Origin of the sequence: Vibrio sp. V09_P4A23P171 (assembly GCF_963875615.1) — a bacterium.
In the GTDB taxonomy this organism is placed as follows: domain Bacteria; phylum Pseudomonadota; class Gammaproteobacteria; order Enterobacterales; family Vibrionaceae; genus Vibrio; species Vibrio anguillarum.
This window is the reverse complement of sequence record NZ_CAWNMR010000011.1, coordinates 139887-163693: the sequence shown is the minus strand read 5'-3', so window position 1 is coordinate 163693 and position 23807 is coordinate 139887. Positions and strand designations below refer to the sequence as shown.

The window sequence follows — 23807 nt, the reverse complement described above, 5'->3', positions numbered from 1 at the left end:
AGACACGGCGATGAGTGCAAATAAGCGGCATATCATGGTTGTGCCATAGGCCAAATTGGTACTGTGCGGTGACAGGGATAGCAATTGAAATGCAAGTGCATTTCGAGTCTTCAAGGAACCAAGTCCGTTCATTTGTGGCTAGCAAGCCATCTCGCTCTCAACACTGAGCGTGGTTTACTAGTGAACTATTTGAATATATTGATCGGAGATAGAAATGAGCGATTTAAAAGCAGCCGCACTACGTGCACTGAAATTGATGGATTTGACTACGCTAAACGATGATGACACGGATGCGAAAGTGATTGCCCTTTGTCATGATGCCAAAACGGCTGTAGGTAATACCGCTGCAATTTGTATTTACCCTCGCTTTATTCCTATTGCGAAGAAGACACTTCGTGAGCAAGGCACGCCAGAGATTCGTATCGCAACCGTTACCAACTTCCCACACGGTAATGATGATATTGAGATTGCCGTTGCGGAAACTAAAGCCGCTGTTGCGTACGGTGCTGATGAAGTCGACGTTGTGTTCCCTTACCGCGCATTAATCGCCGGTAATGAGCAAGTCGGTTTTGATCTTGTTAAGCAATGCAAAGCCGCTTGTGGTGACATTCTGCTTAAAGTGATCATCGAAACTGGTGAGCTAAAAGAAGAAGCATTAATCAAAAAAGCGTCTCAAATCTGTATTGAAGCGGGCGCTGATTTCATCAAAACCTCAACGGGGAAAGTCCCTGTGAATGCAACACCAGAATACGCACGCATGATGCTAGAAGTGATTCGCGATATGGGCGTTGCCAAAACTGTAGGCTTTAAACCTGCGGGCGGTGTACGCACAGCGCAAGATGCTGCATTGTATCTCGCGATGGCTGATGAGCTACTTGGCGCAGATTGGGCCGACAGTATGCACTACCGTTTTGGGGCTTCAAGCCTGCTAACCAATCTTTTGAATACATTAGAAGTAACAGACCAAAAAGCCGATCCAGCTGCGTATTAATTATGCGCTGAAGTAGGACTGATAATAATAAGTCTGACTCGTGGAGCTGAGCCATCAGCTCCCGATTACCTCTTTACCTTACTGACCAAAGCATCATGCTTGGGAGGCAACTAATGTATTCAACTCAAACTTTTTTACCTCAAGAAATCATTCGCAAAAAGCGTGACGGCGAGATCCTCACCACCGAAGAAATTAACTTTTTTATTCAAGGTGTGGCGAATAATACCGTCTCCGAAGGCCAAATTGCGGCCTTTGCCATGACGATTTTCTTCAATGAAATGACTATGCCAGAGCGCATTGCACTGACGTGCGCCATGCGTGATTCTGGGATGGTGATCAACTGGGATGCGATGAACTTCGGTGGTCCTATCGTTGATAAACACTCAACTGGCGGCGTGGGCGATGTTACTTCGCTGATGCTTGGCCCCATGGTTGCAGCCTGCGGTGGTTTTGTTCCTATGATTTCAGGGCGTGGCCTTGGTCATACGGGCGGCACGCTGGATAAATTGGAGTCGATTCCCGGTTATAACATCACGCCAAGTAATGACGTATTTGGTCAAGTAACCAAAGAAGCGGGCGTTGCTATCATCGGCCAAACAGGTGATCTCGCGCCAGCGGATAAACGCGTATACGCCACACGTGACATTACCGCAACGGTCGACAATATTTCACTCATCACCGCCTCGATTCTTTCTAAAAAATTAGCCGCTGGGTTAGATTCCTTGGTGATGGATGTCAAAGTCGGTTCTGGCGCATTTATGCCGACTTACGAAGCTTCTGAAGAGTTGGCTAAATCTATCGTCGCAGTGGCTAACGGCGCAGGTACGAAAACCACGGCTATTTTGACGGATATGAACCAAGTGCTGGCCTCTTCGGCAGGTAATGCCCTTGAAGTGCGTGAAGCGGTACGCTTTTTAACTGGTGAATATCGCAACCCTCGCTTACTGGAAATTACCTTGGCCTCTTGCGTTGAGATGTTGTTGTTAGGCAATTTAGCAAAAGACAGCAATGATGCTCGTGCGAAACTGATGTCCGTTCTTAATAACGGAAAAGCGGCTGAATGCTTTGGCAAAATGGTCAAAGGGTTAGGCGGCCCCGCTGATTTTGTTGAAAATTACGATCACTATCTTGAAAAAACCGAGCTGGTTAAGCCCGTTTACGCTCTAGAAAGTGGCGTCGTATCGGCAATGGATACTCGCGCGATTGGCATGGCCGTGGTGGAGATGGGCGGTGGACGCCGCGTCGCAACTGACACCATTGATTACGCGGTTGGGTTTGACCAATTTATTCGCCTAGGTGACGTTGCCGATAGCAGCAAGCCGTTGGCGGTGATCCATGCGCGTAATGAAGCGCAATGGCAACAAGCGGCCAAAGCATTACAAAGCGCCATTCAAATTGGCGGAGAATATACACCAACACCCGATGTCTACGGCCAAATTCGCGCAGAAGACGTATAAAAATATCGGTTGGAGAGAGCAATGAAAAGAGCATTTATTTTAGTATTAGATTCATTTGGTATCGGCGAAACCGCTGATGCACCACAATTTGGTGATGTTGGCGCTGACACTTTGGGCCACATCGCAGACAAATGTGCTAAAGGCGAAGCGAATAACGCGGATCGCCAGGGCCCATTGACGCTGCCAAACTTATCGAAACTGGGGCTTGCCATGGCGCATAAAGAGTCAACGGGGCGTTTTGCTCCGGGGCTTGATGCCAACGCTGATATTATCGGTGCGTACGGCCACGCCGCTGAACTTTCATCAGGTAAAGATACTCCTTCGGGTCACTGGGAAATTGCTGGTGTTCCTGTACTGTTTGAATGGGGTTATTTCAGCGATAAGCAAAATAGTTTCCCGAAAGAGCTGACAGATCGCATTATTGAACGCGCAGGTTTGGATGGTTTTCTTGGTAACTGCCATGCATCAGGCACTCAGGTTTTAGATGATTTGGGTGAAGAGCACATGAAAACGGGTAAACCGATTTTCTATACCTCGGCTGATTCAGTGTTCCAAATTGCTTGTCATGAAGAGACGTTTGGTCTTGATCGTTTGTTAGAACTTTGCCAGATCGCACGTGAAGAATTGGCGGATTACAACATTGGCCGCGTGATTGCGCGCCCGTTCATTGGCCCGAAAGCGGGAGAATTTGCTCGTACTGGCAACCGTCGTGATTTATCCGTTGAGCCGCCAGCAGCGACCGTGCTGCAAAAGTTGGTTGATGAGAAGCAAGGTAACGTGGTTTCTATTGGTAAAATTGCCGATATTTACGCTTACTGCGGCATCACTCATAAAGTCAAAGCGACAGGCATCCCGGCTTTATTTGATGCAACACTAGAACAAATCAAACAAGCGAAAGATAACACCATCGTCTTCACTAACTTCGTTGATTTTGATTCCGCTTATGGTCATCGCCGTGATGTAGCGGGCTACGCTGCGGCACTGGAGTACTTTGACAAGCGTCTGCCACAAGTGCTTGAGTTAATGGAAGAGGACGATGTACTTATTCTTACAGCGGACCATGGTTGCGATCCAACTTGGCCGGGTACGGATCATACGCGCGAGCATATTCCAGTCTTGATTTATGGGCATAAAGTGGCCCCCGGTTCATTGGGCCGCCGTGAGACGTTTGCTGATATTGGTCAGTCACTGGCGCACTATTTCGGTACGTCTGCGATGGATTACGGCACCAATTTCTTACAGTAAGCGTAGCGATTCATTTTTTGAGGATGAATAGAGAGATCACTCTCTATTCTTTGGTCAATTTAGATAAAGGATACTTTTAATGGCAACTCCACATATTAATGCTGAAATGGGTGCATTTGCAGACGTCGTTTTAATGCCGGGTGACCCACTTCGCGCAAAATACATCGCAGAAACTTTCCTTGATGATGTGGTTCAAGTGTGTGATGTCCGTAACATGTTTGGTTATACAGGGACGTACAAAGGTCGTAAAATTTCGGTAATGGGCCATGGCATGGGGATCCCTTCATGCTCAATTTACGTGACGGAACTTATCAAAGATTTTGGCGTGAAAAAAGTGATCCGTGTCGGAAGCTGTGGTGCGGTCAGCGACGATATCAAAGTGCGTGATGTTGTGATTGGTATGGGGGCTTGTACCGATTCCAAAGTTAACCGCATCCGTTTTAAAGACCACGACTTTGCTGCGATTGCCGATTACAAAATGGTTAAAGCCGCAGAAGAAGCGGCTACGGCGCGTGGTATTAACGTGAAAGTGGGTAACTTGTTCTCCGCAGAGCTTTTCTACACGCCAGATCCAGAGATGTTCGATGTGATGGATAAATACGGTATTGTTGGTGTAGAAATGGAAGCGGCGGGAATCTACGGCGTAGCAGCGGAATATGGCGCAAAAGCACTGACGATTTGCACTGTCTCTGATCACATCAAAACTGGCGAGCAAACGACGTCAGAAGAGCGTCAAAACACTTTCAATGAAATGATTGAAATTGCGTTAGATTCAGTATTGATTGGCGACGCTCAATAATATTCTTTTATAAAAAAACCTCAGTGTCGCAACTGAGGTTTTTTATTTACAAAGCCTGCTAAGTCATATCATCCACATTCTGTAGCAGCAGATTCTCACCACGACTCTTTGGCTTTCGGCGCAGCAGTAGCAGTGTGAGCAATACACCGCTGACAAAGCTGGTTAGCAGCATGAGATACATGTAGCGATCACTTTTACGATAGTGGTGATCTGAAATCGCGGTGACGCGGCCAGTTTCAAAAGTAATGCGGATAAAACCAATAATACTGCTTTCATGATAGACAGGCTCAACCAGTTGCTGACGGCCAATGCTGGCCGTGCGCAGTGGTGTATCCAATCCTAATACTTCGCGTACGCTTAACGCGTTATCGCTGGCGGCTAATTTGACCCCTTCGGAATCATAAATGGTGGCATCAAACACCAGTTTGTCTTGAGCTAACTGGTTGGTAAGGGCTAGCAGGCGCTCTTGATCTTGCTCTGATATCATGCTGCCCGCAGATAATGATGCCTGTGAAATCAAAACCTTAGTTAATGTTTCTAGTTGGTTGGCCTGAATTCGTTCGTTACCTTTACTGATCACAACGCTGTTTTTTACGGTAAAGAAGAACATGCCTGCTAATAAAATGACGGTAAGCACACGAATTGCGACGCGAAATGAAAATAAAGAGCCGTCCATAACCCACCTGATTGGATAAATAAAAACTTTACTCATATTGAGACTTGCGTTTTTAAATTGCAATAGGGTAACGTCAGGGGCATACACCCATTTATTGATACTCGAGCATTGAATCGAGTTGATCCCATTTTGCTTGCGGTGCGTTTAAGCAGGCTGAAGGAAAGGATTGATTAAGGAATGATAAACATGGATGCCCTCAAAACATTGCCGATCAAAAGGCACACAACGCTGCTCAACCGCTTGCCTGAAACTCGTTTCTCTTCACAATTTGACAAAGCAAAAGCAAGTTGGATTGTTTTTGCACCTTATCTCTCCACTCAACACTTTGATGATATTGACTTTTTTACCGGTTACTACAACGCTGTCCTCGATATGTGGAAAGTGGGGCATTATGAAGTGGCGCTGATGTCAGGTGAGCTGACGACAGAGCACGAGAAAATTTTACAAGGGCTCGAAATTGATTATGCCCGTTTGTGTGAAGTACCAGACCTTTCTAAACCGGGTTTGATTGTGATGGATATGGACTCCACGGCGATTCAAATTGAATGCATTGATGAGATAGCTAAGTTAGCGGGTGTCGGAGAGGAGGTAGCCGAAGTCACTGAGCGAGCGATGCAAGGTGAATTGGATTTTGAGCAAAGCTTGCGTCAGCGGGTTGGAAAGCTTGCTGGTGCCGATGAGTCGATTCTTGAAGCGGTTCGCTCTACATTACCCATGATGCCCGATTTACGTGAACTGGTGGCGACACTGCATGCATTGGGGTGGAAAACGGCGATTGCATCCGGTGGCTTTACCTATTTTTCAGATTATTTAAAAAGCGAACTGCAACTTGATCATGCGCAATCCAATACGTTGGAAATTGTTGATGGCAAGCTTACTGGTCAAGTGCTAGGTGATGTCGTTTCGGCACAAACCAAAGCCGATATTTTGGTTGAGTTAGCACAACGTTATGAGATTGAATTGCACAATACTGTCGCGGTTGGCGATGGGGCGAATGATTTAGTTATGATGGCTGCAGCGGGGTTAGGCGTTGCTTATCATGCTAAACCTAAAGTTGAAGAAAAAGCACAAGCGGCGGTCCGTTTTGCAGGCCTTGGTGGCGTGCTCTGTATTCTCTCTGCCTCATTGGTGAAGCAGCAAAAACTCAGTTGGAAAGTGAAGCCTTAAGTAAAGCTCAACAGCAAGAGATAAGAGAGTGAGCGATGCCCACTCTCTCTTTTACCCACACTCTCTTTTACAAAAGTCAGTCGCTTTTACAAGGTCAGCTCTAAGCGGATCAATACTTCTTCTGTAATATCGATCACCTCTCCATAACCAATGATTGAGGTGATCTCTTTTTCTAGCGTACGAGCGTGATGAAGACTAATTTGTGCCAACTCATTGAGATCACTGCGCAGCAGCGTAGTGATTGGGTCAAAGACGGGTGCACTGCAAATCCTCAAGATGTAAATTTCACCCATGTGCTGCGCTTTTTGAATGAAATCAATACGCTCTTTAGTGTTTTCAAAATCACTTAATAATTTCGATTGGATTGATTGAATACGCGTGCCAAATTTGATTGCCGCAATATAAACGTCGTGATATTGCGGTATCGCTCCTTCAATGCGCCGCATCGGTTTAGCCAGTAGCGTATTGGTGTGACCTTTGAATATTGGCTCTAACGTGATGCGATTTTCTTGGCCTAATTTAGCCAGTAACACAAGATGAGGCGGCAAGGGATAATTCACGCCAATCACTTTAGGGCGTAAATTTGCACCGTGTTTATCAACGAAAATCGGCGAACTTATCATCTTATCAAGCAAAATGTTGTGCAACCCTTCCAGCAAGTTATGACTTGGTAGCACTTCTTCTTTCTGTAACAACTTATCTTGATTGTTTTCAATAATGCTATTGAAAAAAGCGATTGTTTTGATGGTATGTATATTTTCTTCTATCACCAATTGTAGACGCCGACCTTCGGGCCCAATACGAATGACATTATAGGGAAGGCTATGCAGTGGCAGCTTTTTGTCGTAAAGCTGTAATTCGTGGTAATTGATGGTGACGTTATCGCCTGCTTTCACGGGTAGTGGTGTATCCACAATAATACTTAAACCACGTTTGGATAAATCAATCGAGTGGCCTGTTGCATTTACCCCAGATCCTGAAGTGATGGTCAGCGGTGTCTTGAATTGGTAACGAGGCTCTTTTCTACGCGAGCGAGCATCAAAATAAATGCCTGTAGGTTGACCAATGATCTGCCTTGGATGACGAAATTTATTGAGTTCGCTATTGGGTAAATTGGGTTTGTCAGTCAATAGGTAATCTTTTGCCGAATCCTCATCGCCAATTTCTTGTAAAACGCCACAGTGCGTTAAGTGGCTTGAGCGATCTGACAATTCATGGGCATGAACCGCAAGTTCTTGACGCTCTTCATCCGAGAGTTCAAAGACAAATAAGCGAAACGCTTTCCAACTTTGTCGACGAGCACCAACATGCCAAAACATTTTTCTTTGTTCACGGTTGGCCTCTGGCATCATCATTGAAAAAAAGAGCGTTTTTTCCTGATGTTCATGCTTAAAAGCATAAAGCACATTATTGCTACCCCGCATCCCCGGCTTGGTTAACTGTTCCATCCGCTCTTTATTGAATAACGAACCGAGTGCTTGTTGATTACGCTCGTCGTGCCAGTATTGCCAGATCGGTTGGTTATTTTCAGTCAGCAGCACCAACTTCAATTCACTGCCACTAAAAAACACTGGTAAGTTACAGGTGTGTTTTAAATAGGTGTGCTCGTAACCACGGGTTCGAGCTCGGATTAGTTTATCTTGGTTATCGTGGCGCGCTTTTTGAGTGTTATTTTGCAGCGATTCAGTAATCACTTTTTCGATGATGTTAGTGTCGGAAAGTTTTAGTGTACGCAGAAATTTCACGGCATCGTTATCGTAAGACTCATCAATACCTAAAATACGATATTCAATGGCGTGGTGCAGTCCAACCACTTCTGACGTTTTGTTGAGTTCGGAAAAATAGACTTTGATCACCTCACCGAGCTTGTAGTTAAAAGCGGCGGGAACTTTAAATTTTGCACCCGAAACGGATAGATCAACACTGAGGCCATTGACCAGCTGTTTACTAGGTAGGTGAATCTCAACTTGTGAGGTGACTTTTAAGCGATTTTCTTGACGCTTGAGATCATAACCAAGCTTAATTGGCTCAGCCTCAAAAAACGTACTTCCACCACCGTCTTTTTGTGGGTTTTGGGCACCACGTTGTTGCATCACACGGAAGTTGTTTGGCGTATTGTTTAATGCTTCCCATACACCTTCCGTGTACGCACCAAATTTTTTGACCCCTTTGTGATAGGCGTTAAAGGCCACATCGTCGAACCAATGTTTGCGGCCATCTAATTCATATTCTCGGCATTCCCCTTGTACCCGACCTCGCAAGTCAATACTTTTAACACAAGGAGCCATGATGCGATTGAGCTCCATTTTGACCAGTAATTTTGCCGACGGTGATTCATCTTCTGTCATTTGTGAAAGAAGGTATTCAAAATCAGGTAAACGGTAAGCTGGGATCAAACGCTCTGCGATTGATAGAATTTCAGATTGCTGCATACTTTTCTGTTAGAGTGTCCGTCTTAAAGATTAATCGGCATCGTTATCATAATCTTTAGTTATCTGTTGCGAAGGTTCAACCTTTATTTAAACGTAAATCAACCTATATCACTTCATGATTACTTAACAGTTTAATCTTTAAGCTTGAAAAGTATAGGTTACCAACAAGAAACAGGAATTGTTGAGGAAGCATGGCAAAAGCAAAACGCGCCTATGTATGTAATGATTGCGGCGCAGATTTTCCGCGTTGGCAAGGTCAATGTAGTGCTTGTGGTGCATGGAATACTATCACCGAAGTACGCTTGGCAGCATCGCCGCAGGTTGCACGTAATGAGCGACTAGGTGGTTACGCTGGGGCAGTAACGGAATCACAAGTCCAAGTGCTGTCGGATATTAATCTGCAGGAAGTCCCACGGTTTTCTAGCGGCTTTAAAGAGTTGGACCGTGTATTGGGTGGTGGTGTCGTACCCGGCGCGGCGATTTTAATCGGTGGTAACCCTGGCGCTGGGAAATCGACTTTATTACTGCAAACCATGTGTCAGCTCGCGGCGTCAATGCCTGCTTTGTATGTCACGGGTGAAGAATCGCTTCAGCAAGTCGCGATGCGAGCCTCTCGTCTTGGTTTACCTAAAGATAAGCTTAAAATGCTGTCGGAAACCAATGTAGATCGCATTTGCCAAATCGCTGAAAAAGAGCAGCCCCGCATCATGGTCATAGACTCAATTCAAGTGATGCATGTGGCCGACGTCCAATCCTCTCCCGGTACGGTGGCACAAGTGCGCGAGTCTGCGACAACGCTCACACGCTATGCTAAGCAAAACAACGTTGCCGTATTTTTAGTCGGACACGTTACTAAAGACGGTTCTTTGGCTGGTCCAAAAGTGCTAGAGCATATTATTGACTGCTCGGTATTGCTCGACGGAGGGACTGATAGTCGTTTTCGTACATTGCGCAGTCACAAGAACCGATTTGGTGCGGTCAATGAACTCGGCGTTTTTGCCATGACGGGACAGGGCTTGCGTGAAGTGAGTAATCCTTCTGCCATTTTCCTTTCGCGAGGCGAAGAAGATACTTCGGGCAGTTCGGTGATGGTCGTATGGGAAGGAACGCGTCCACTGCTAGTGGAGATCCAAGCACTGGTTGACTATTCACAATTAGCGAACCCAAGGCGAGTCGCCGTTGGGCTTGAGCAAAATCGCTTATCTTTATTGTTGGCAGTGCTTCACAAGCACGGTGGCTTACAAATGTCCGATCAAGATGTGTTTGTTAATGTGGTTGGTGGCGTTAAAGTGACGGAAACAAGCGCCGACTTAGCACTTCTCATGGCACTGCTTTCAAGCTTCAGAGATAAACCACTTGCTAAAGATGTTGTCGTGTTTGGCGAAGTCGGTTTGGCCGGAGAAATTCGCCCAGTACCTAGTGGTCAAGAGCGATTAAATGAAGCATTTAAACATGGTTTTAAGAAAGCAATTATTCCGATGGCGAATATGCCTAAAGGTGGAATGCCGGGCATGCAATTGCACGGTGTGAAGAAATTATCTGAAGCAATTGAAGCATTTGATGAGTTATAAATCTTAATTAAACTCGCCTCTTTTACGGTTATGACCTATATTTCACCGACAGTTCGTAACCGTACTATATTTTTTTTCAAGCAAGCGTATGCAAGGGTATCAGTCTTGACAGATTGTGATATACTCTGCGCGCACTTTATACCTTATTAACAGAGTAAGACAATGGCAGATTTATCAAAATACAGAAACATTGGTATTTTCGCGCACGTTGATGCCGGTAAAACCACTACCACTGAGCGTATTCTTAAGCTTACTGGTAAAATCCACCGTACAGGTGAAGTACACGATGGCGCTTCTACCATGGATTTCATGGATCAAGAAGCTGAACGCGGTATCACAATTCAATCAGCAGCGACGACTTGTTTCTGGAAAGATCACCGTTTTAACGTTATCGATACTCCTGGGCACGTTGACTTCACAGTTGAAGTTTACCGTTCTCTGAAAGTTCTTGATGGCGGTGTTGGTGTATTCTGTGGTTCTGGCGGTGTTGAACCTCAGTCAGAAACTAACTGGCGTTACGCGAACGATTCAGAAGTAGCTCGTCTGATCTTCGTAAACAAACTAGACCGTATGGGTGCAGACTTCTTCCGCGTTGTAGGACAAGTGAAGAAAGTTCTTGGCGCAAACCCACTTGTTATGACTCTTCCAATTGGTCGTGAAGACGAATTCGTTGGCGTTGTTGACGTATTAAACCGTCAAGCTTACGTTTGGGATGATTCAGGTCAGCCAGAAAACTACGAAATCAAAGAAATTCCAGCAGACATGGTAGAGCAAGTTGAAGAATACCGTGAAATGCTAATCGAAACTGCAGTAGAGCAAGACGACGAGCTAATGATGGCTTATATGGAAGGCGAAGAGCCAACTATTGAGCAACTAAAAGCTTGTATCCGTAAGGGTACTCGTGAATTAGCGTTCTTCCCTACATTCTGTGGTTCAGCATTCAAAAACAAAGGCATGCAACTTCTACTAGATGCCGTTGTTGATTATCTTCCAGCTCCAGCTGAAGTTGTACCTCAAGATCTGACTGATCCTGAAACAGGTGAGCCTACTGGTAAAGTTGCAACAGTTTCTGTTGACGAACCATTCCGCGCACTTGCGTTCAAGATCATGGATGACCGTTTTGGTGCCCTAACGTTTATCCGTATTTATTCTGGTAAACTGAAGAAAGGTGACACCATTCTTAACAGTGCTACTGGTAAGACTGAGCGTATTGGCCGTATGGTTGAGATGCACGCGAACGATCGTAACGAACTTGATTCCGCTCAAGCGGGTGATATCATCGCTATCGTTGGTATGAAAAACGTGAAAACTGGTCACACTCTATGTGATCCTAAACACGAATGTACTCTTGAGCCAATGATTTTCCCAACGCCTGTAATCTCTATCGCTGTTGCTCCTAAAGACAAAGGCGGTTCTGAGAAGTTAGGTATTGCGCTAGGTAAAATGGTTTCAGAAGATCCATCATTCCAAGTTGAGTCTGATGAAGAAACTGGCGAAACCATCCTAAAAGGTATGGGTGAACTTCACCTAGATATCAAAGTTGATATCCTTAAGCGTACACACGGCATTGATCTTATCGTTGGTGCTCCTCAAGTTGCTTACCGTGAAACTATCACTAAAGCAATTGAAGATAGCTATACGCATAAGAAACAGTCTGGTGGTTCTGGTCAGTTCGGTAAGATCGACTACCGTATCAAACCAGGTGAGCCAAATTCAGGTTTCACGTTCAAATCAGTAGTTGTTGGTGGTAACGTACCTAAAGAATTCTGGCCTGCGGTAGAGAAAGGCTTTAAGTCTATGATGGACCAAGGTGTTCTTGCTGGGTTCCCTGTACTAGACGTTGAAGTTGAACTGTTCGACGGTGGCTTCCACGCAGTTGACTCATCTGCAATCGCATTTGAAATCGCAGCGAAAGGTGCATTCCGTCAATCTATGCCTAAAGCTGGCGCTCAACTTCTAGAGCCAATTATGCACGTTGACGTGTTTACTCCAGAAGATCACGTTGGTGATGTTATCGGTGACCTTAACCGTCGTCGTGGCATGATTAAAGATCAAGAAGCTGGCGTAACAGGCGTACGTATTAAAGCGAACGTTCCTCTATCTGAAATGTTTGGTTATATCGGTCACCTACGTACAATGACATCTGGTCGTGGTCAGTTCTCTATGGAGTTCTCACACTACGCTGCATGTCCTGCAAACGTTGCAGAGCAAGTTATTGCTGACGTTAAAGCACGTAAAGAAGCAGATAAGAAGTAATTCTTAAAAGCTAAGCTGAACGTAAAAAGCCCCACCAGTGAAAGCTGGTGGGGCTTTTTTATGTAACAACGAAATAGAAAAGGGCATAAAAACCGATAAAAGCAGAACCGATAAAAGTGGAAACTGCCGGGCGAAGGTAGCCTATGCTACTCAATTCATATCGTTTAGTTAGCCCTTAAGGTTGATATAGATTTCTTCAACTTTAATACGTGCCCATTCAGTTTTACGTAAAAACTTCAAGCTTGATTTAATACTCGGATCCTTTTTAAAGCAGTTAATATTGACCATGTAGCTGAGCTCTTCCCAGCCATAGTATTCAACGAGATCCGTGAGTAGTTTTTCTAAAGTGACCCCATGCAGCGGGTTATTATCTTGTGTCATGATTCAATTATTCAATAGCGTTATTTAAGCTAAGTATAGCAGGCACAGGAGTTAAATTAGGACAAAATATTAGGCAATATAGGAGGTTGTTAGTGTGAAAACTTGGTGTATTGGCAGGTTAGAGGCTAAGTCCAACCTGCTCAATTAGAATGGATTACTCTTCCCAAACAACCAGTTGTCCTTTTGGCCAATTGTGCCCCATTTCATGATATTTCTGTTCTAATACATGCCGCTTGATTTTTAAGGTAGGAGTGAGCACACCATTTTCGATTGACCATGGCTCCTTTATCATTAGCACGCCTTTGATTTGCTCATGCGATTCCAATTCCTCATTCATCCGCTTAATGACTTTTTGAGTAGTACGCTCATAACGAACGCGATCAAAATGAGGGAAATTATGTGGAACAACCAGCAAAATAGGGGCGGGAAGCCCTAAGCCAATCAGACACATCATCTCGACTCGAGTGTATTCGAACAGTTTATTTTCGATAGGTACGGGAGCCACAAACTTGCCTTTGGCTGTTTTAAAGGTGTCCTTTTTGCGCCCTTGAATGGTGAGATAACCTTCAGCATCAATAAAACCGATATCGCCAGTATGTAGCCATCCTTCTTTATCAAATGACTCTTGAGTTGCAATGTCATTTTTATAATAGCCAGAAAATAGTCCTTGGCTACGCACCATAATCTCATGATCATTATTAGCGATTTTAAGTTCGATTCCTGGGCCTGCTCGTCCAACCGACCCCAATTTGTCGGCTCTAAACGGGTAGTTCAGGGTGCTATAAGCAAAAGATTCTGTCATGCCCCAAGCTTCGGTAATGTTCAGCCCAATTTGGTGATACCACTCTAATAACGCCGGTGATACGGGAGCCGAGCCACAACCAAGCACACGTGCTTGATCAAGCCCTAAGCCATCAGCAAGTTTCTTCTTAATCAGCGTGCTTACAAAAGGGATCTTTAGCAGAAAATTGAGCTTTTTCTGCGGTAATTTGTCTTGAATGCGTTGCTGAAATAGAGTCCATAACCTTGGTACTGAGATAAAGAGTGTCGGGCGCTGCATTTTGACATCTTCAATAAAGGTGTCTAATGATTCAGGGAAAGCCGTTTGTACCCCACCCATGATGGAAGAGCCAAAAATATAAACACGTTCAGTAATATGAGCCAAAGGGAGGTAGGAAAATAAACGGTCGTTTTCTTGAATGCCAATGTGGTTTATAAGCTGTTGAGCTGACCAGCTAAATGCACCGTAGGTCAGCATAGCCCCTTTCGGCAAGCCCGACGTACCCGATGTATAGACTAAAGACATCAACTTATTGTCATGATGTACAGGGCGTTCTGTGCTTGGCGGATAGTGCTCAATCAATTTTGTAAACAGGTGATCGCAAGTGGGAGCTGAATCATAGGGTAGCGCAATACTGATGATATCTGGCAAATGGCTCAATACTTGTTGGGTAGCTTGGCCGTTATCGAGTTTACCCACAATGACTATTTTTGTTTCGCTATGGGTGAGGCAGTATTCGATGGTATCGGCGCCAGCCGTTGGAAAAATGGGAACACTGACAAAGTCGCCGAGCATCATTGCGAGATCACACACAAACCATTCAGCGCAGTTTTTGGAAATGAGTGCAATTTTATCTTGGGGTTTTGCCCCTAGCTCTTGTAGTGCCGAGGCGAGCCTGAGTGCTTTGTCGGCCACTTCAGCATAGGTGTATTCAACAAATTTTCGGTTAATAATTTGTCTTAAATAAACTTGGTTGGGGCGTTCCGCTGCCCATTTCAAGATCATTTCATTCGGTGGTGGGAGAGCACAAGTTGCTTTGCTTAACTCGTTAGGCTGAATCATTCTCTAACTCCATGTTATTGGCAAAAATATTATTATTCTTATGTTAATGTTTTGTTAACTTTAGCATGGTGGAATGGTTAGGTAAAAGAAGATTGTAGTTACTAAACGTTAAAGTTGCGCGCTGGATTCACTTTCTTATTTTGACACTATTAACTCAGAGTGACGTTTATTTCTGTTCAGTTGAATCTATCCTTCGGGTCGATTTCTGGGTGAATATCAATCACATGTTTTAAGTAATCTTGATGATAGCGAAGGGCATTAACACAATGTTTATCAAGCTTGCCGCTCACGACCATTTTTTCCAGTTCGAGAAGAGCAAAAGGAACAGACCAAGCTTGTTTGTATGGACGATGGCTTGTTAAGGCATCAAAGACGTTGGCAACAGCAATAATGCGTGCCGATATCGGGATATTGTCTTGCATTAGGCCGTAAGGATAGCCACTGCCATCCAAAAACTCATGATGATAAGCGACGATCTCTTTTAATATGGATATGCAAGGGTGATCAGGTGTACCTATGTCATCAATAATTTGATTAATGATTTCAATACCTTTTTCTATGTGGCTATACAGTTGAGCACGCTCTGGTTTATCTAATGTATTTGGGTTAAGTAATAAGCTTGTCGGTAGGGCAAGTTTGCCTATGTCGTGATAGCGCGAAAACTGGATGATGTTATCAATGGTCTCATCATCTAGTTGATAAATGTCAGCAACCTCAGTAGCGATGACTTTGGCATAACAGCTAATACGTTCTTTATGCTCTTTCGATTCCAATTGATGCTCTGGGGAGCGTGCTTGAGTCAAATTGACAGTCTCTAAAATAGTGTGGACTAAATCGTATTCAGAGCAAACTGCAAAGCGAATCATCTCAATAAAAGGTTCTACATTCTGCTTTACCTGTTCGGTAAACAAATGGCTTTGACACGAGTTGAGGAAAATAAAGCCAATAAATGCTTGCTGGTGGTAAGTCGGAATCGCCAGTGATGAACAATAACCTTGCTCAATTAGCCAGCGAGTATGAGGATAGTCTGGCTTCAATTGGATTGGGATATTTTCAACGCTACGACTCTGGCCGTTTTGTGCGCATTGCTTAAGGACTGGAAGCTCAGCAAGTGGAAACTCGTAATGTATAAGCTCGCCCCCGTGAAAGGTGCTGTCGGCGTAGGTTTTCAAATTATCATGATGATGGTCGTATAGCGCAAAAGAGATACGGTCAATCTCTGGGACTTTGACTTGCATTCGTTGGTGTATGTTAGCCAGTTGCTTATTGAGTGGACCAACATGTGGAAAATAGGCGTGCTCGCAACCTTTGCTATGCGTATCCATCGCGTGTTCCTCTGCGCTACAGGGTCTCCAAGGTTGAAATGGAGAAGCTCTTCTAATTGATAAGTTTAGAACAGATAAGCGATGCGTGCGTGAAATTTAACTAAAAAATGGGTTATATAACCAAGCAATATGAGGTGGTACTGGAAAGCCGTTGGATGACGCTGGGTCACTAGATAAATACGGCTATTTGACGCCATTTTTAGTCACAAGGCGTATGGCCAATTTCAGTTTAATCCAAGTGCAATACCACTGAGCATAAAGAATATAACCAGCCAGACAATAGGCAGTTTGAGCTGTTTTAGTAGGTAAAAACCGATCAGAACAATCGCCATGTCTAAATTGTTGCTGACCGAGCTTGTAAATACAGGGTGATATAAGGCTGAGAGCAGCAAACCAACGACGGCGGCGTTAACACCGTTGATTGCTCCTGATACTGATCGATAGTTTGCTAAGGCTTGCCAATTTTTAAGCACGCCGAGCAGTAACAAAAAACCCGGCAAAAAGACGGCAATGGTCGCCAGCGTTGCGCCTAAGATTGGCGCTTGTGGTAGTATAGCGTAGCCAATGTAAGTGGCGAAGGTAAACATTGGACCAGGAACCGCTTGTGCTGCGGCATATCCTGTTAAAAACAGATCCGGGTCAAGTGCGTCGCCAACTAAATTTTGCAGCAATGGAAGCACGACATGCCCACCGCCAAACACTAAGCTACCCGCTTGATAAAAGTGGTTAAATAGAGCGATTTCAGGCATTAAGTGGGCGGCAAAAGGTAAACCGACCAGTAAGCCAATAAAGAGAGCGAAAGGGATGAAAGCGGGGACAAATGAACGTTCAGTGGCTAAATCTTGACTAGGGAGCCATTTCACTCCGATCAGCGCTGCCGCAATGAGAACTCCGATTTGCGTTCCAATACTGGGTGCAACAATCAGCATCACAGCGGTGGCCACACACAACCCAACAGTTAAGCGATTCTTACAGAAGTTTTTATACATTCCCCATGTGGCATCCGCGACAACCACAACGGCTAGCAGTTTTAAGCCGTGAATCACGTTTTGAAATAAGGGGGTTTGTAGTAATTGGCTGCTGGCGATGGCAAGGGCAACCATGATCAAAACCGAAGGGAGTGTAAAACCAGCAAAAGCGGCGCATCCACCCAATAAGCCACCACGATGGTATCCTAGTGCAAACCCAACTTGGCTTGAACCTGGCCCTGGCAAAAACTGACTTAAGGCAACGATCTGTGCGTATTCTTTATCTTCAATCCATTTTAATTTTTCAACGAATGTATTGCGGAAATAACCAATGTGAGCGGCAGGCCCGCCAAAGCTTATCCATCCAAGCAGAAAAAAAGTTTTGAAAATAGTAAACATGTGCATAAGCACTCTTAAATAGACGTTGTTTTGCTACTTTAAAAGGATGTTTGAGCAGATTCAAATTTAATCATTAACCATTTGTAAACCGCAGGAAAATGATAGACAGATTGGCATGGGTTAACTGAGTTTAAACTTAGTCCAAACCTTAGATCGCCAACGCCTAAACATGATGATGCCTCTGAACCATTCATCCACCGAAATGGTCACCCATGCACCCATAACTCCCCATCCCCAATGTAGGCCAAATAAGTAAGTTAAACCTGCGCCAAAAGTCCACATGCTTAATATGCCCATCTGCACTGGAAAGCGAATGTCTCCTGCGCCTTTGAGTGCGGCAATAAAAATTAGGTTAAACGTGCGCCCGGCTTCCATTGCAATGGAGCCAGCAATTAACCCTGCGACCAAGGCCGTTATCTCAGGATCAGAAGTGAAGAGGGCGATGATGTCAGCGCGCAGTAGATAAATTGAGATCGTCAATGTGCTGGAGACGAGAAAGCCAACCACAAAATATTGTTGAACTTTAGTCAGAATCTCATCCACCCAACCTTTACCAATGTAGTAGCTAGTTTGAATTTGCCCGGCTTGCCCAAGAGCCACTGAGAATGCAAAGGCGAGACGGGCAATATTTTGCGCATAAGTAAACGCGGCCAGTGAAGCCGTGCCCATTTTTACAACGAAAAAAATCACCGTCAGTTGCATCATGTTATAGGAAAGAATCTCTCCCGCATTCATCATGCCGATCTTGATGATCTTCTGGTATAGCGGCTTCGGGATGATTTTCCACTCTTTCACCGGTAGTGATATGTGGTAGTACTTAACGGTGTAGTACAGCAAAATAGTGCTGACAATTTGGCTGAACACTGTTGATATCGCAACCCCTTGTACACCGTAGACGGGCAGTCCAAAGGGTTGAAAAATAGCAATATAGTTACCGATGATATTCAATAATCCGGCAAATAAATTAATGAACATCGGCGCTTTGGAGTAGCCGTTACTGCGCAAAATCGTCGCCAGTACAATGCCGATGGTAACGTTTACTGTAAAGCTGCCACTGATAACCAGATATTCATAGCCATATTGTGCGACCTGCGCTTCTAAGCCGTAGGCATTCATGACTGAATTAGCGCTCAAATAAGCGGCTAAACTGAGCGATGAGCCAATGATTAATCCAAGCAGTAAACTGGCCACCCCAACATGTGCCGATTCACTTTGGCGGCCAGAGCCATTGTATTGCCCAATTAGGATCCCTGTACCACTGCTGACCATCATTGAGACAATCAGCAAGAAAAAATTGATTTGAGTGATAACCCCAACCGCTGATACAGCCTTGTCTGAATAACTACTCAGCATAAATACATCACTGGTGTTAATCGCCGTCCGTAATAAAATCTCAATAAAGATCGGCCAAGTCAAAGTGACGATATTCATTCGGTTATTCAGTTCTACACGGCTTTGGGTCATGGGCTAAAACTCAGCAAGGTAAGTCGAACTAGAGAAGATGATGGTGCAAGGTGGTGGGCTGCAAAATATCTCACTAGAGCCTACCTGTGCGTATTGTATACGTAATTTAAATAAAATCAGTTAAGTGAAGGGAATTGTTTTAGAGTTTTCGTGGAAACGTTTACATTGTGGTGTTTTGATCACAGATTGAAAGCGAGTAAGGCTGTTAGACTTTTTCAAAAGCGAGAATCAACCTCTATCGGTATCCCAATAGGAGAGTATGGTGAAAGTATTAGTGACGGGCGGCATGGGCTATATCGGAAGTCATACCTGTGTACAAATGATACAAGCGGGTATCGACCCCATTATCGTTGACAACTTATCTAACGCGAAGATTGAAGTATTAAGCCGTATCCATGCACTGACAGATAAAACGCCCGTGTTTTATCATGGTGATATCCGTGATGAGGCCTTTCTCGATAAGGTATTTGCTGAACATAATATTGATGCTGTGATTCATTTCGCAGGTTTAAAAGCCGTCGGTGAATCCGTGATAAAACCGCTCGAATATTATGACAATAACGTCAATGGTTCGTTGGTGCTAGCGCGCAGTATGCGTAAAGCTGGAGTGAAAAGTATTGTATTCAGTTCATCGGCGACAGTGTATGGCGATCCTGAAATCGTGCCGATAACTGAAGATTCTCCAACCGGATCAACCACCAATCCTTACGGTCGTAGCAAATATATGGTTGAGCAGTGCCTGTCGGATTTAGTGGTTGCTGAGCCAGATTGGAGCGTGACCTTACTGCGTTACTTCAACCCTGTGGGGGCTCACCCTTCTGGCACTATGGGCGAAGACCCGCAAGGTGTGCCGAATAATCTGATGCCGTTTATTGCCCAAGTTGCGGTAGGTCGCCGCGAGAAGTTATCCATATTTGGTAGCGACTACCCCACACCGGATGGTACGGGTGTGCGTGATTACATTCATGTTATGGATCTAGCCGATGGCCATTTGGCCGCTTTAAATACGGTTGCGATGAAAGCGGGAAGGCATATTTACAACCTTGGATCGGGTAACGGATCGAGTGTGTTAGAGATAGTTTCAGCCTTTGCTCAAGCAAGTGGTGTTCCTATTGCTTATGAGATTTGCTCACGACGCTCGGGTGATATTGCCGAGTGTTGGGCTAGTACCACAAAAGCGGAGCGAGATCTGGCTTGGAAGGCGACGCGCAGTATCGATGAAATGGCTGCTGATACATGGCATTGGCAATCCAATAACCCGCAAGGGTACTAGTTTTATCCGGCGTGACGCGTCGGACTATCAAATAGCATAATTGAGTAAGCAATATGTCGAATGTTGAATTTAACCCAGTGGATCATCCACATCGTCGCTACAACCCACTCACGGGGCAGTGGATTTTAGTCTCACCACATCGCGCTAAACGCCCTTGGAGCGGGGCTGATGAAAAGCCAGCGGTAGATGAACTGCCAAGTTATGATGAGAAGTGTTTTCTTTGCCCGACAAACGAGCGTATCTCTGGTGATGTCAACCCAGACTACCAAAGTACATACGTATTCAACAACGACTTCGCAGCACTGATGGTAGATTCACCAGATGCACCGGAGTCCGATAGCCCTCTATTCAAAACTCAAGGTGTGCGTGGTTTGAGCCGAGTGATTTGTTTCTCTCCAGATCACAGCAAAACTCTGCCAGAGTTACCCGTGGGCAACATTCGCAGCGTGATTGATACGTGGAACGATCAAATCGAAGAGTTAGGTAAAGAGTACGTTTGGGTGCAAGCATTTGAGAACAAAGGCGAAACCATGGGTTGTTCCCAGCCTCACCCACACGGCCAAATTTGGGCTAATAGCTTCTTACCCAATGAAATTGAACGCAAGGAGCACAACCTAAAAGCGTATTACCAACAACAGGGTAGTAACCTGCTGGTGGATTATGTGCAAGCTGAGCTGAAAGATGGCTCACGCATTGTGCTGGAAACAGAGCATTGGGTGGCTGTTGTGCCTTACTGGGCTGCATGGCCATTTGAAACCATGTTGCTGCCAAAAACGCATATCCGTCGCATGAGTGAGTTGAGTGATGCGCAACGTGACGATCTCGCCGTTGCGATTAAAAAACTGACCAGCCGTTACGACAACCTGTTCCAATGTTCTTTCCCTTATTCTATGGGCTGGCATTACGCGCCTTTCTTTGAAGAGGGTACGAACATTGACCATTGGCAACTGCATGCACTGTTCTACCCACCACTGTTGCGCAGTGCCTCGATTCGTAAGTTTATGGTGGGTTATGAAATGTTGGCTGAAAGCCAACGAGATTTAACCGCAGAACAAGCGGCGCAGCGTCTGCGTGAGCTAAGTGATGTTCACTACAAAGAGCAGTAACGTCATCTGTGAAGTTGTAGCTTTGTTGCTGCGTAAACGCACCCTAAGAACATAGGTAATCTATGTTCATTGGCTGAATTTACTTATCACCTCACTGCGCCTCCAACGACTTGGGCTTAACAAAGTTTTTTCATAGCGCTAAGTGGTTAATGAGAAATGAAAACCAGTTTATGAGTTTAGGAATACAAATGTTTGATTTAATCCAAAATGTGAAAGCGTCTTTTGAGCAAGTGTTGGGCTACGCGCCTAGTCATATCATCCAAGCACCTGGCCGTGTGAACTTGATTGGTGAGCACACCGACTATAACGACGGTTTTGTGCTCCCCTGCGCAATTAACTACCAAACCGTGGTAGCGGCGGCCAAGCGTGAAGATAATTTAGTGCGCATCGTGTCTGTTGATTATGGCAATGCACTTGATGAGTTTGACCTCACCCAAGAGATTACTTTCCAGCAAGACAAAATGTGGGCGAACTACATTCGCGGCGTGGTGAAATGTTTGCTTGCGCGTGGGTACTCGTTTACCGGGGCGGATATTACTGTCAGCGGTAATGTTCCACAGGGAGCGGGGCTCAGCTCTTCGGCTGCGCTTGAGGTCGTGATCGGTCAAACTTTTAAAGAACTTTATCAACTGGATATTTCTCAAGCGGAAATCGCACTAAATGGCCAACAGGCTGAGAACGAATTTGTCGGCTGTAATTGCGGCATTATGGATCAAATGATTTCGGCGCAAGGTCGTGAAAACCACGCGCTACTTTTAGATTGTCGTAGCTTGGAAACACAAGCGGTTTCAATGCCTGAAGAGATGGCCGTCGTGATCGTCAACTCCAATAAAAAACGCGGCTTGGTGGATAGCGAATACAACACCCGCCGTCAGCAGTGTGAAGAGGCTGCGCGTATTTTTGGCGTCAAAGCGCTGCGTGATGTAAGCATTGAACAGTTTAACCAAAAAGTTTCTGAGCTTGATGAGTTGGTGGCTAAACGTGCTCGTCACATCATTACTGAAAATGACCGTACTGTTGAAGCGGCCCAAGCGTTGCGCGCCCACGACATGAAGCGCATGGGCGAGCTGATGGCTCAATCGCACGCATCGATGCGTGATGATTTTGAAATTACGGTCAAAGAGATTGATACCTTGGTTGATATCATCAAAGAGGTGATTGGTGACCAAGGCGGTGTGCGTATGACTGGGGGCGGCTTTGGTGGCTGTATTGTGGCACTTGTCCCACCGACATTGGTTGATGCAGTGAAAGCGGCTGTCGATGAGAAATATGAAGTGGCGACTGGCCTGAAAGCGTCGATTTACGTCTGCCAAGCAAAAGAGGGCGCTGGTCTAGTGGAGGCTTGCTGCACATCTTCACTTTTTCACACTATGACTCAGCAAGTAGCCTATGATGGCCGTCCTGCACAACTTGTCAGTTTGACTAACTGCATTGGTAGCCGCGTAGTATTAATGGATATTGGCGCAACATGGCTCAGTTGTGAGTTGGCGCTTAAGGATGGAGAACGCAGAGAAGTTCTGCTGGGTGTTTCCACCATGAGCGACTTCCAGAAACAACAAAGCTATATGGGCGTCACTGTGGGACGTTATGCCAACCGGATCGCTAAAGGCCAATTTGAATTAAATGATCAACGCTATCAAGTGACGACCAACCAAGCTGGAAATAGTTTGCATGGCGGTCTTGAAGGGTTAGATCAGCGTCGTTGGACTATTGCTCACAAAAGTGCTCAACAAGTGACGTTTTCAATCCATTCATCGGATGGTGACCAAGGTTTTCCCGGTAATGTTGACATTGCCGTGAGCTATGAACTGAACGATCAGAATCAATTGCTCCTCCGCTATTTAGCGACCACAGATAAACCAACGCCGCTTAATTTAACCAACCACGCCTATTTTAATTTGCTAGGCGCAGAGAGTGATCATACGATTTTAGATCATTCACTTTTTATAAAAGCCGATCAATTTTTACCCACAGATCCACATGGAATCCCATTGTCAGGGCCAAAATCTGTCATCGACACGGGCTTTGATTTTCGCGTTGCAAAATCAATAGGTCGTGACTTACTCAAAGATGAGCAGCAACAAGCAAGCAAAGGGTATGACCACAGTTATTTATTGCCTGATAAAGCTGATTTAACCGTGTGCGCCGCGCAACTGAAATCACCAGATGCAAAGGTAACCATGAGCGTATTTACGACTAAGCCAGCCATACAACTTTATAGTGGAAACTGGCTATCGGGGACGCCCAATCGGCGCGGTGGGGTTTATCAAGGCTATGCGGGGGTCGCATTAGAAACTCAATACTTGCCGGATGCTCCCAATCATGCCGAATGGCAGCAACCCAGCTGTATTACTCTACCAGGGCAAGAATATACTCATACCACCATTTACCAATTTGACGTTTAAGGTGGGTGCGTCGCTTAGATGTTGAGTATTGATGCCCAAAGTGGCGAGT

Annotated in this window: 17 protein-coding genes and 1 pseudogene; 11 read left to right on the top strand and 7 right to left on the bottom strand. The window is 45.1% G+C overall.

Annotated elements, in window-relative coordinates; translation table 11 throughout:
- Positions 1-214 precede the first annotated feature (214 nt).
- The 4 genes from deoC (at position 215) to deoD (ending at position 4492) form a co-directional block, all read left to right on the top strand.
- The gene (gene deoC / locus AACT23_RS05020; protein ID WP_013856124.1) at positions 215-991 is read left to right on the top strand and encodes a deoxyribose-phosphate aldolase; all 777 of its coding nucleotides are present in this window, start codon (positions 215-217) and stop codon (positions 989-991) included.
- Positions 992-1086: 95 nt separating this feature from the next.
- Entirely contained in the window at positions 1087-2448 is a 1362-nt protein-coding gene (gene deoA / locus AACT23_RS05015) for a thymidine phosphorylase (RefSeq protein WP_017043061.1), read from the top strand.
- A gap of 21 nt (positions 2449-2469) precedes the next feature.
- Positions 2470-3693 (top strand): phosphopentomutase, encoded by a 1224-nt coding sequence (locus AACT23_RS05010; protein ID WP_026027961.1) that lies wholly within the window; start codon positions 2470-2472, stop codon positions 3691-3693.
- A 79-nt stretch (positions 3694-3772) separates the two neighbouring features.
- A complete protein-coding gene (gene deoD, locus AACT23_RS05005) occupies positions 3773-4492 on the top strand; it encodes a purine-nucleoside phosphorylase (RefSeq protein ID WP_013856127.1) in 720 nt (239 codons plus the stop codon).
- A 58-nt stretch (positions 4493-4550) separates the two neighbouring features.
- Here the strand turns inward: deoD and AACT23_RS05000 are convergent, their stop codons facing one another.
- A complete protein-coding gene (locus tag AACT23_RS05000) occupies positions 4551-5168 on the bottom strand; it encodes a YtjB family periplasmic protein (RefSeq protein ID WP_094129830.1) in 618 nt (205 codons plus the stop codon).
- 186 nt (positions 5169-5354) lie between these two features.
- Here AACT23_RS05000 and serB point away from each other — a divergent pair, with 186 nt between their 5' ends.
- Positions 5355-6335 (top strand): phosphoserine phosphatase, encoded by a 981-nt coding sequence (gene serB, locus AACT23_RS04995; protein ID WP_026027962.1) that lies wholly within the window; start codon positions 5355-5357, stop codon positions 6333-6335.
- 86 nt (positions 6336-6421) lie between these two features.
- Here serB and AACT23_RS04990 read toward each other — a convergent pair whose 3' ends face one another.
- Positions 6422-8767: a PilZ domain-containing protein gene (locus AACT23_RS04990; RefSeq protein ID WP_094129827.1), complete on the bottom strand. Its 2346-nt coding sequence runs from the start codon at positions 8765-8767 to the stop codon at positions 6422-6424.
- A gap of 191 nt (positions 8768-8958) precedes the next feature.
- On the opposite strand from AACT23_RS04990, the gene radA reads away from it, so the two are divergent.
- Both radA and fusA read left to right on the top strand, forming a co-directional pair.
- Complete coding sequence (radA, locus tag AACT23_RS04985; protein WP_094129824.1) at positions 8959-10338, top strand: DNA repair protein RadA; 1380 nt, start codon at positions 8959-8961, stop codon at positions 10336-10338.
- A gap of 162 nt (positions 10339-10500) precedes the next feature.
- A complete protein-coding gene (gene fusA / locus AACT23_RS04980; protein ID WP_017043055.1) occupies positions 10501-12594 on the top strand; it encodes an elongation factor G in 2094 nt (697 codons plus the stop codon).
- Positions 12595-12762: 168 nt separating this feature from the next.
- On the opposite strand, the gene AACT23_RS04975 is transcribed toward fusA, so the two are convergent.
- From AACT23_RS04975 to AACT23_RS04955, 5 genes are all read right to left on the bottom strand, one after another.
- Complete coding sequence (locus tag AACT23_RS04975) at positions 12763-12975, bottom strand: VF530 family protein (RefSeq protein WP_013856133.1); 213 nt, start codon at positions 12973-12975, stop codon at positions 12763-12765.
- 154 nt (positions 12976-13129) lie between these two features.
- A complete protein-coding gene (locus tag AACT23_RS04970) occupies positions 13130-14818 on the bottom strand; it encodes an AMP-binding protein (protein WP_094129821.1) in 1689 nt (562 codons plus the stop codon).
- A gap of 176 nt (positions 14819-14994) precedes the next feature.
- A complete protein-coding gene (locus tag AACT23_RS04965; RefSeq protein WP_017046553.1) occupies positions 14995-16143 on the bottom strand; it encodes an HD domain-containing phosphohydrolase in 1149 nt (382 codons plus the stop codon).
- A gap of 224 nt (positions 16144-16367) precedes the next feature.
- A complete protein-coding gene (gene chrA / locus AACT23_RS04960) occupies positions 16368-17516 on the bottom strand; it encodes a chromate efflux transporter (RefSeq protein ID WP_094129818.1) in 1149 nt (382 codons plus the stop codon).
- 114 nt (positions 17517-17630) lie between these two features.
- Positions 17631-18941, bottom strand: a complete 1311-nt coding sequence (locus AACT23_RS04955) for an MATE family efflux transporter (protein ID WP_094129815.1) — start codon at positions 18939-18941, stop codon at positions 17631-17633.
- A 292-nt stretch (positions 18942-19233) separates the two neighbouring features.
- Between AACT23_RS04955 and galE the strand changes: the two genes are divergently transcribed.
- The 4 genes and pseudogenes from galE (at position 19234) to galM (ending at position 23758) form a co-directional block, all read left to right on the top strand.
- Entirely contained in the window at positions 19234-20247 is a 1014-nt protein-coding gene (gene galE / locus AACT23_RS04950; protein ID WP_094129812.1) for a UDP-glucose 4-epimerase GalE, read from the top strand.
- Between the two features lie 53 nt (positions 20248-20300).
- Positions 20301-21353, top strand: a complete 1053-nt coding sequence (locus tag AACT23_RS04945) for a UDP-glucose--hexose-1-phosphate uridylyltransferase (RefSeq protein ID WP_094129809.1) — start codon at positions 20301-20303, stop codon at positions 21351-21353.
- Positions 21354-21541: 188 nt separating this feature from the next.
- Positions 21542-22693: pseudogene (galK, locus tag AACT23_RS04940) on the top strand (galactokinase); the annotation flags it as partial.
- A gap of 30 nt (positions 22694-22723) precedes the next feature.
- Positions 22724-23758, top strand: a complete 1035-nt coding sequence (galM, locus tag AACT23_RS04935; protein WP_255211892.1) for a galactose-1-epimerase — start codon at positions 22724-22726, stop codon at positions 23756-23758.
- Positions 23759-23807 lie beyond the last annotated feature (49 nt).

Bases quoted from the DNA above. Each gene is read 5' to 3' on its own strand.
- deoC (WP_013856124.1), top strand. From the start codon at position 215: ATGAGCGATTTAAAAGCAGCCGCACTACGTGCACTGAAATTGATGGAT.
- deoA (WP_017043061.1), top strand. From the start codon at position 1,087: ATGCTTGGGAGGCAACTAATGTATTCAACTCAAACTTTTTTACCTCAA.
- AACT23_RS05010 (WP_026027961.1), top strand. From the start codon at position 2,470: ATGAAAAGAGCATTTATTTTAGTATTAGATTCATTTGGTATCGGCGAA.
- deoD (WP_013856127.1), top strand. From the start codon at position 3,773: ATGGCAACTCCACATATTAATGCTGAAATGGGTGCATTTGCAGACGTC.
- AACT23_RS05000 (WP_094129830.1), bottom strand. From the start codon at position 5,168: ATGGACGGCTCTTTATTTTCATTTCGCGTCGCAATTCGTGTGCTTACC.
- serB (WP_026027962.1), top strand. From the start codon at position 5,355: ATGGATGCCCTCAAAACATTGCCGATCAAAAGGCACACAACGCTGCTC.
- AACT23_RS04990 (WP_094129827.1), bottom strand. From the start codon at position 8,767: ATGCAGCAATCTGAAATTCTATCAATCGCAGAGCGTTTGATCCCAGCT.
- radA (WP_094129824.1), top strand. From the start codon at position 8,959: ATGGCAAAAGCAAAACGCGCCTATGTATGTAATGATTGCGGCGCAGAT.
- fusA (WP_017043055.1), top strand. From the start codon at position 10,501: ATGGCAGATTTATCAAAATACAGAAACATTGGTATTTTCGCGCACGTT.
- AACT23_RS04975 (WP_013856133.1), bottom strand. From the start codon at position 12,975: ATGACACAAGATAATAACCCGCTGCATGGGGTCACTTTAGAAAAACTA.
- AACT23_RS04970 (WP_094129821.1), bottom strand. From the start codon at position 14,818: ATGATTCAGCCTAACGAGTTAAGCAAAGCAACTTGTGCTCTCCCACCA.
- AACT23_RS04965 (WP_017046553.1), bottom strand. From the start codon at position 16,143: ATGGATACGCATAGCAAAGGTTGCGAGCACGCCTATTTTCCACATGTT.
- chrA (WP_094129818.1), bottom strand. From the start codon at position 17,516: ATGCACATGTTTACTATTTTCAAAACTTTTTTTCTGCTTGGATGGATA.
- AACT23_RS04955 (WP_094129815.1), bottom strand. From the start codon at position 18,941: ATGAATATCGTCACTTTGACTTGGCCGATCTTTATTGAGATTTTATTA.
- galE (WP_094129812.1), top strand. From the start codon at position 19,234: ATGGTGAAAGTATTAGTGACGGGCGGCATGGGCTATATCGGAAGTCAT.
- AACT23_RS04945 (WP_094129809.1), top strand. From the start codon at position 20,301: ATGTCGAATGTTGAATTTAACCCAGTGGATCATCCACATCGTCGCTAC.
- galM (WP_255211892.1), top strand. From the start codon at position 22,724: ATGACTCAGCAAGTAGCCTATGATGGCCGTCCTGCACAACTTGTCAGT.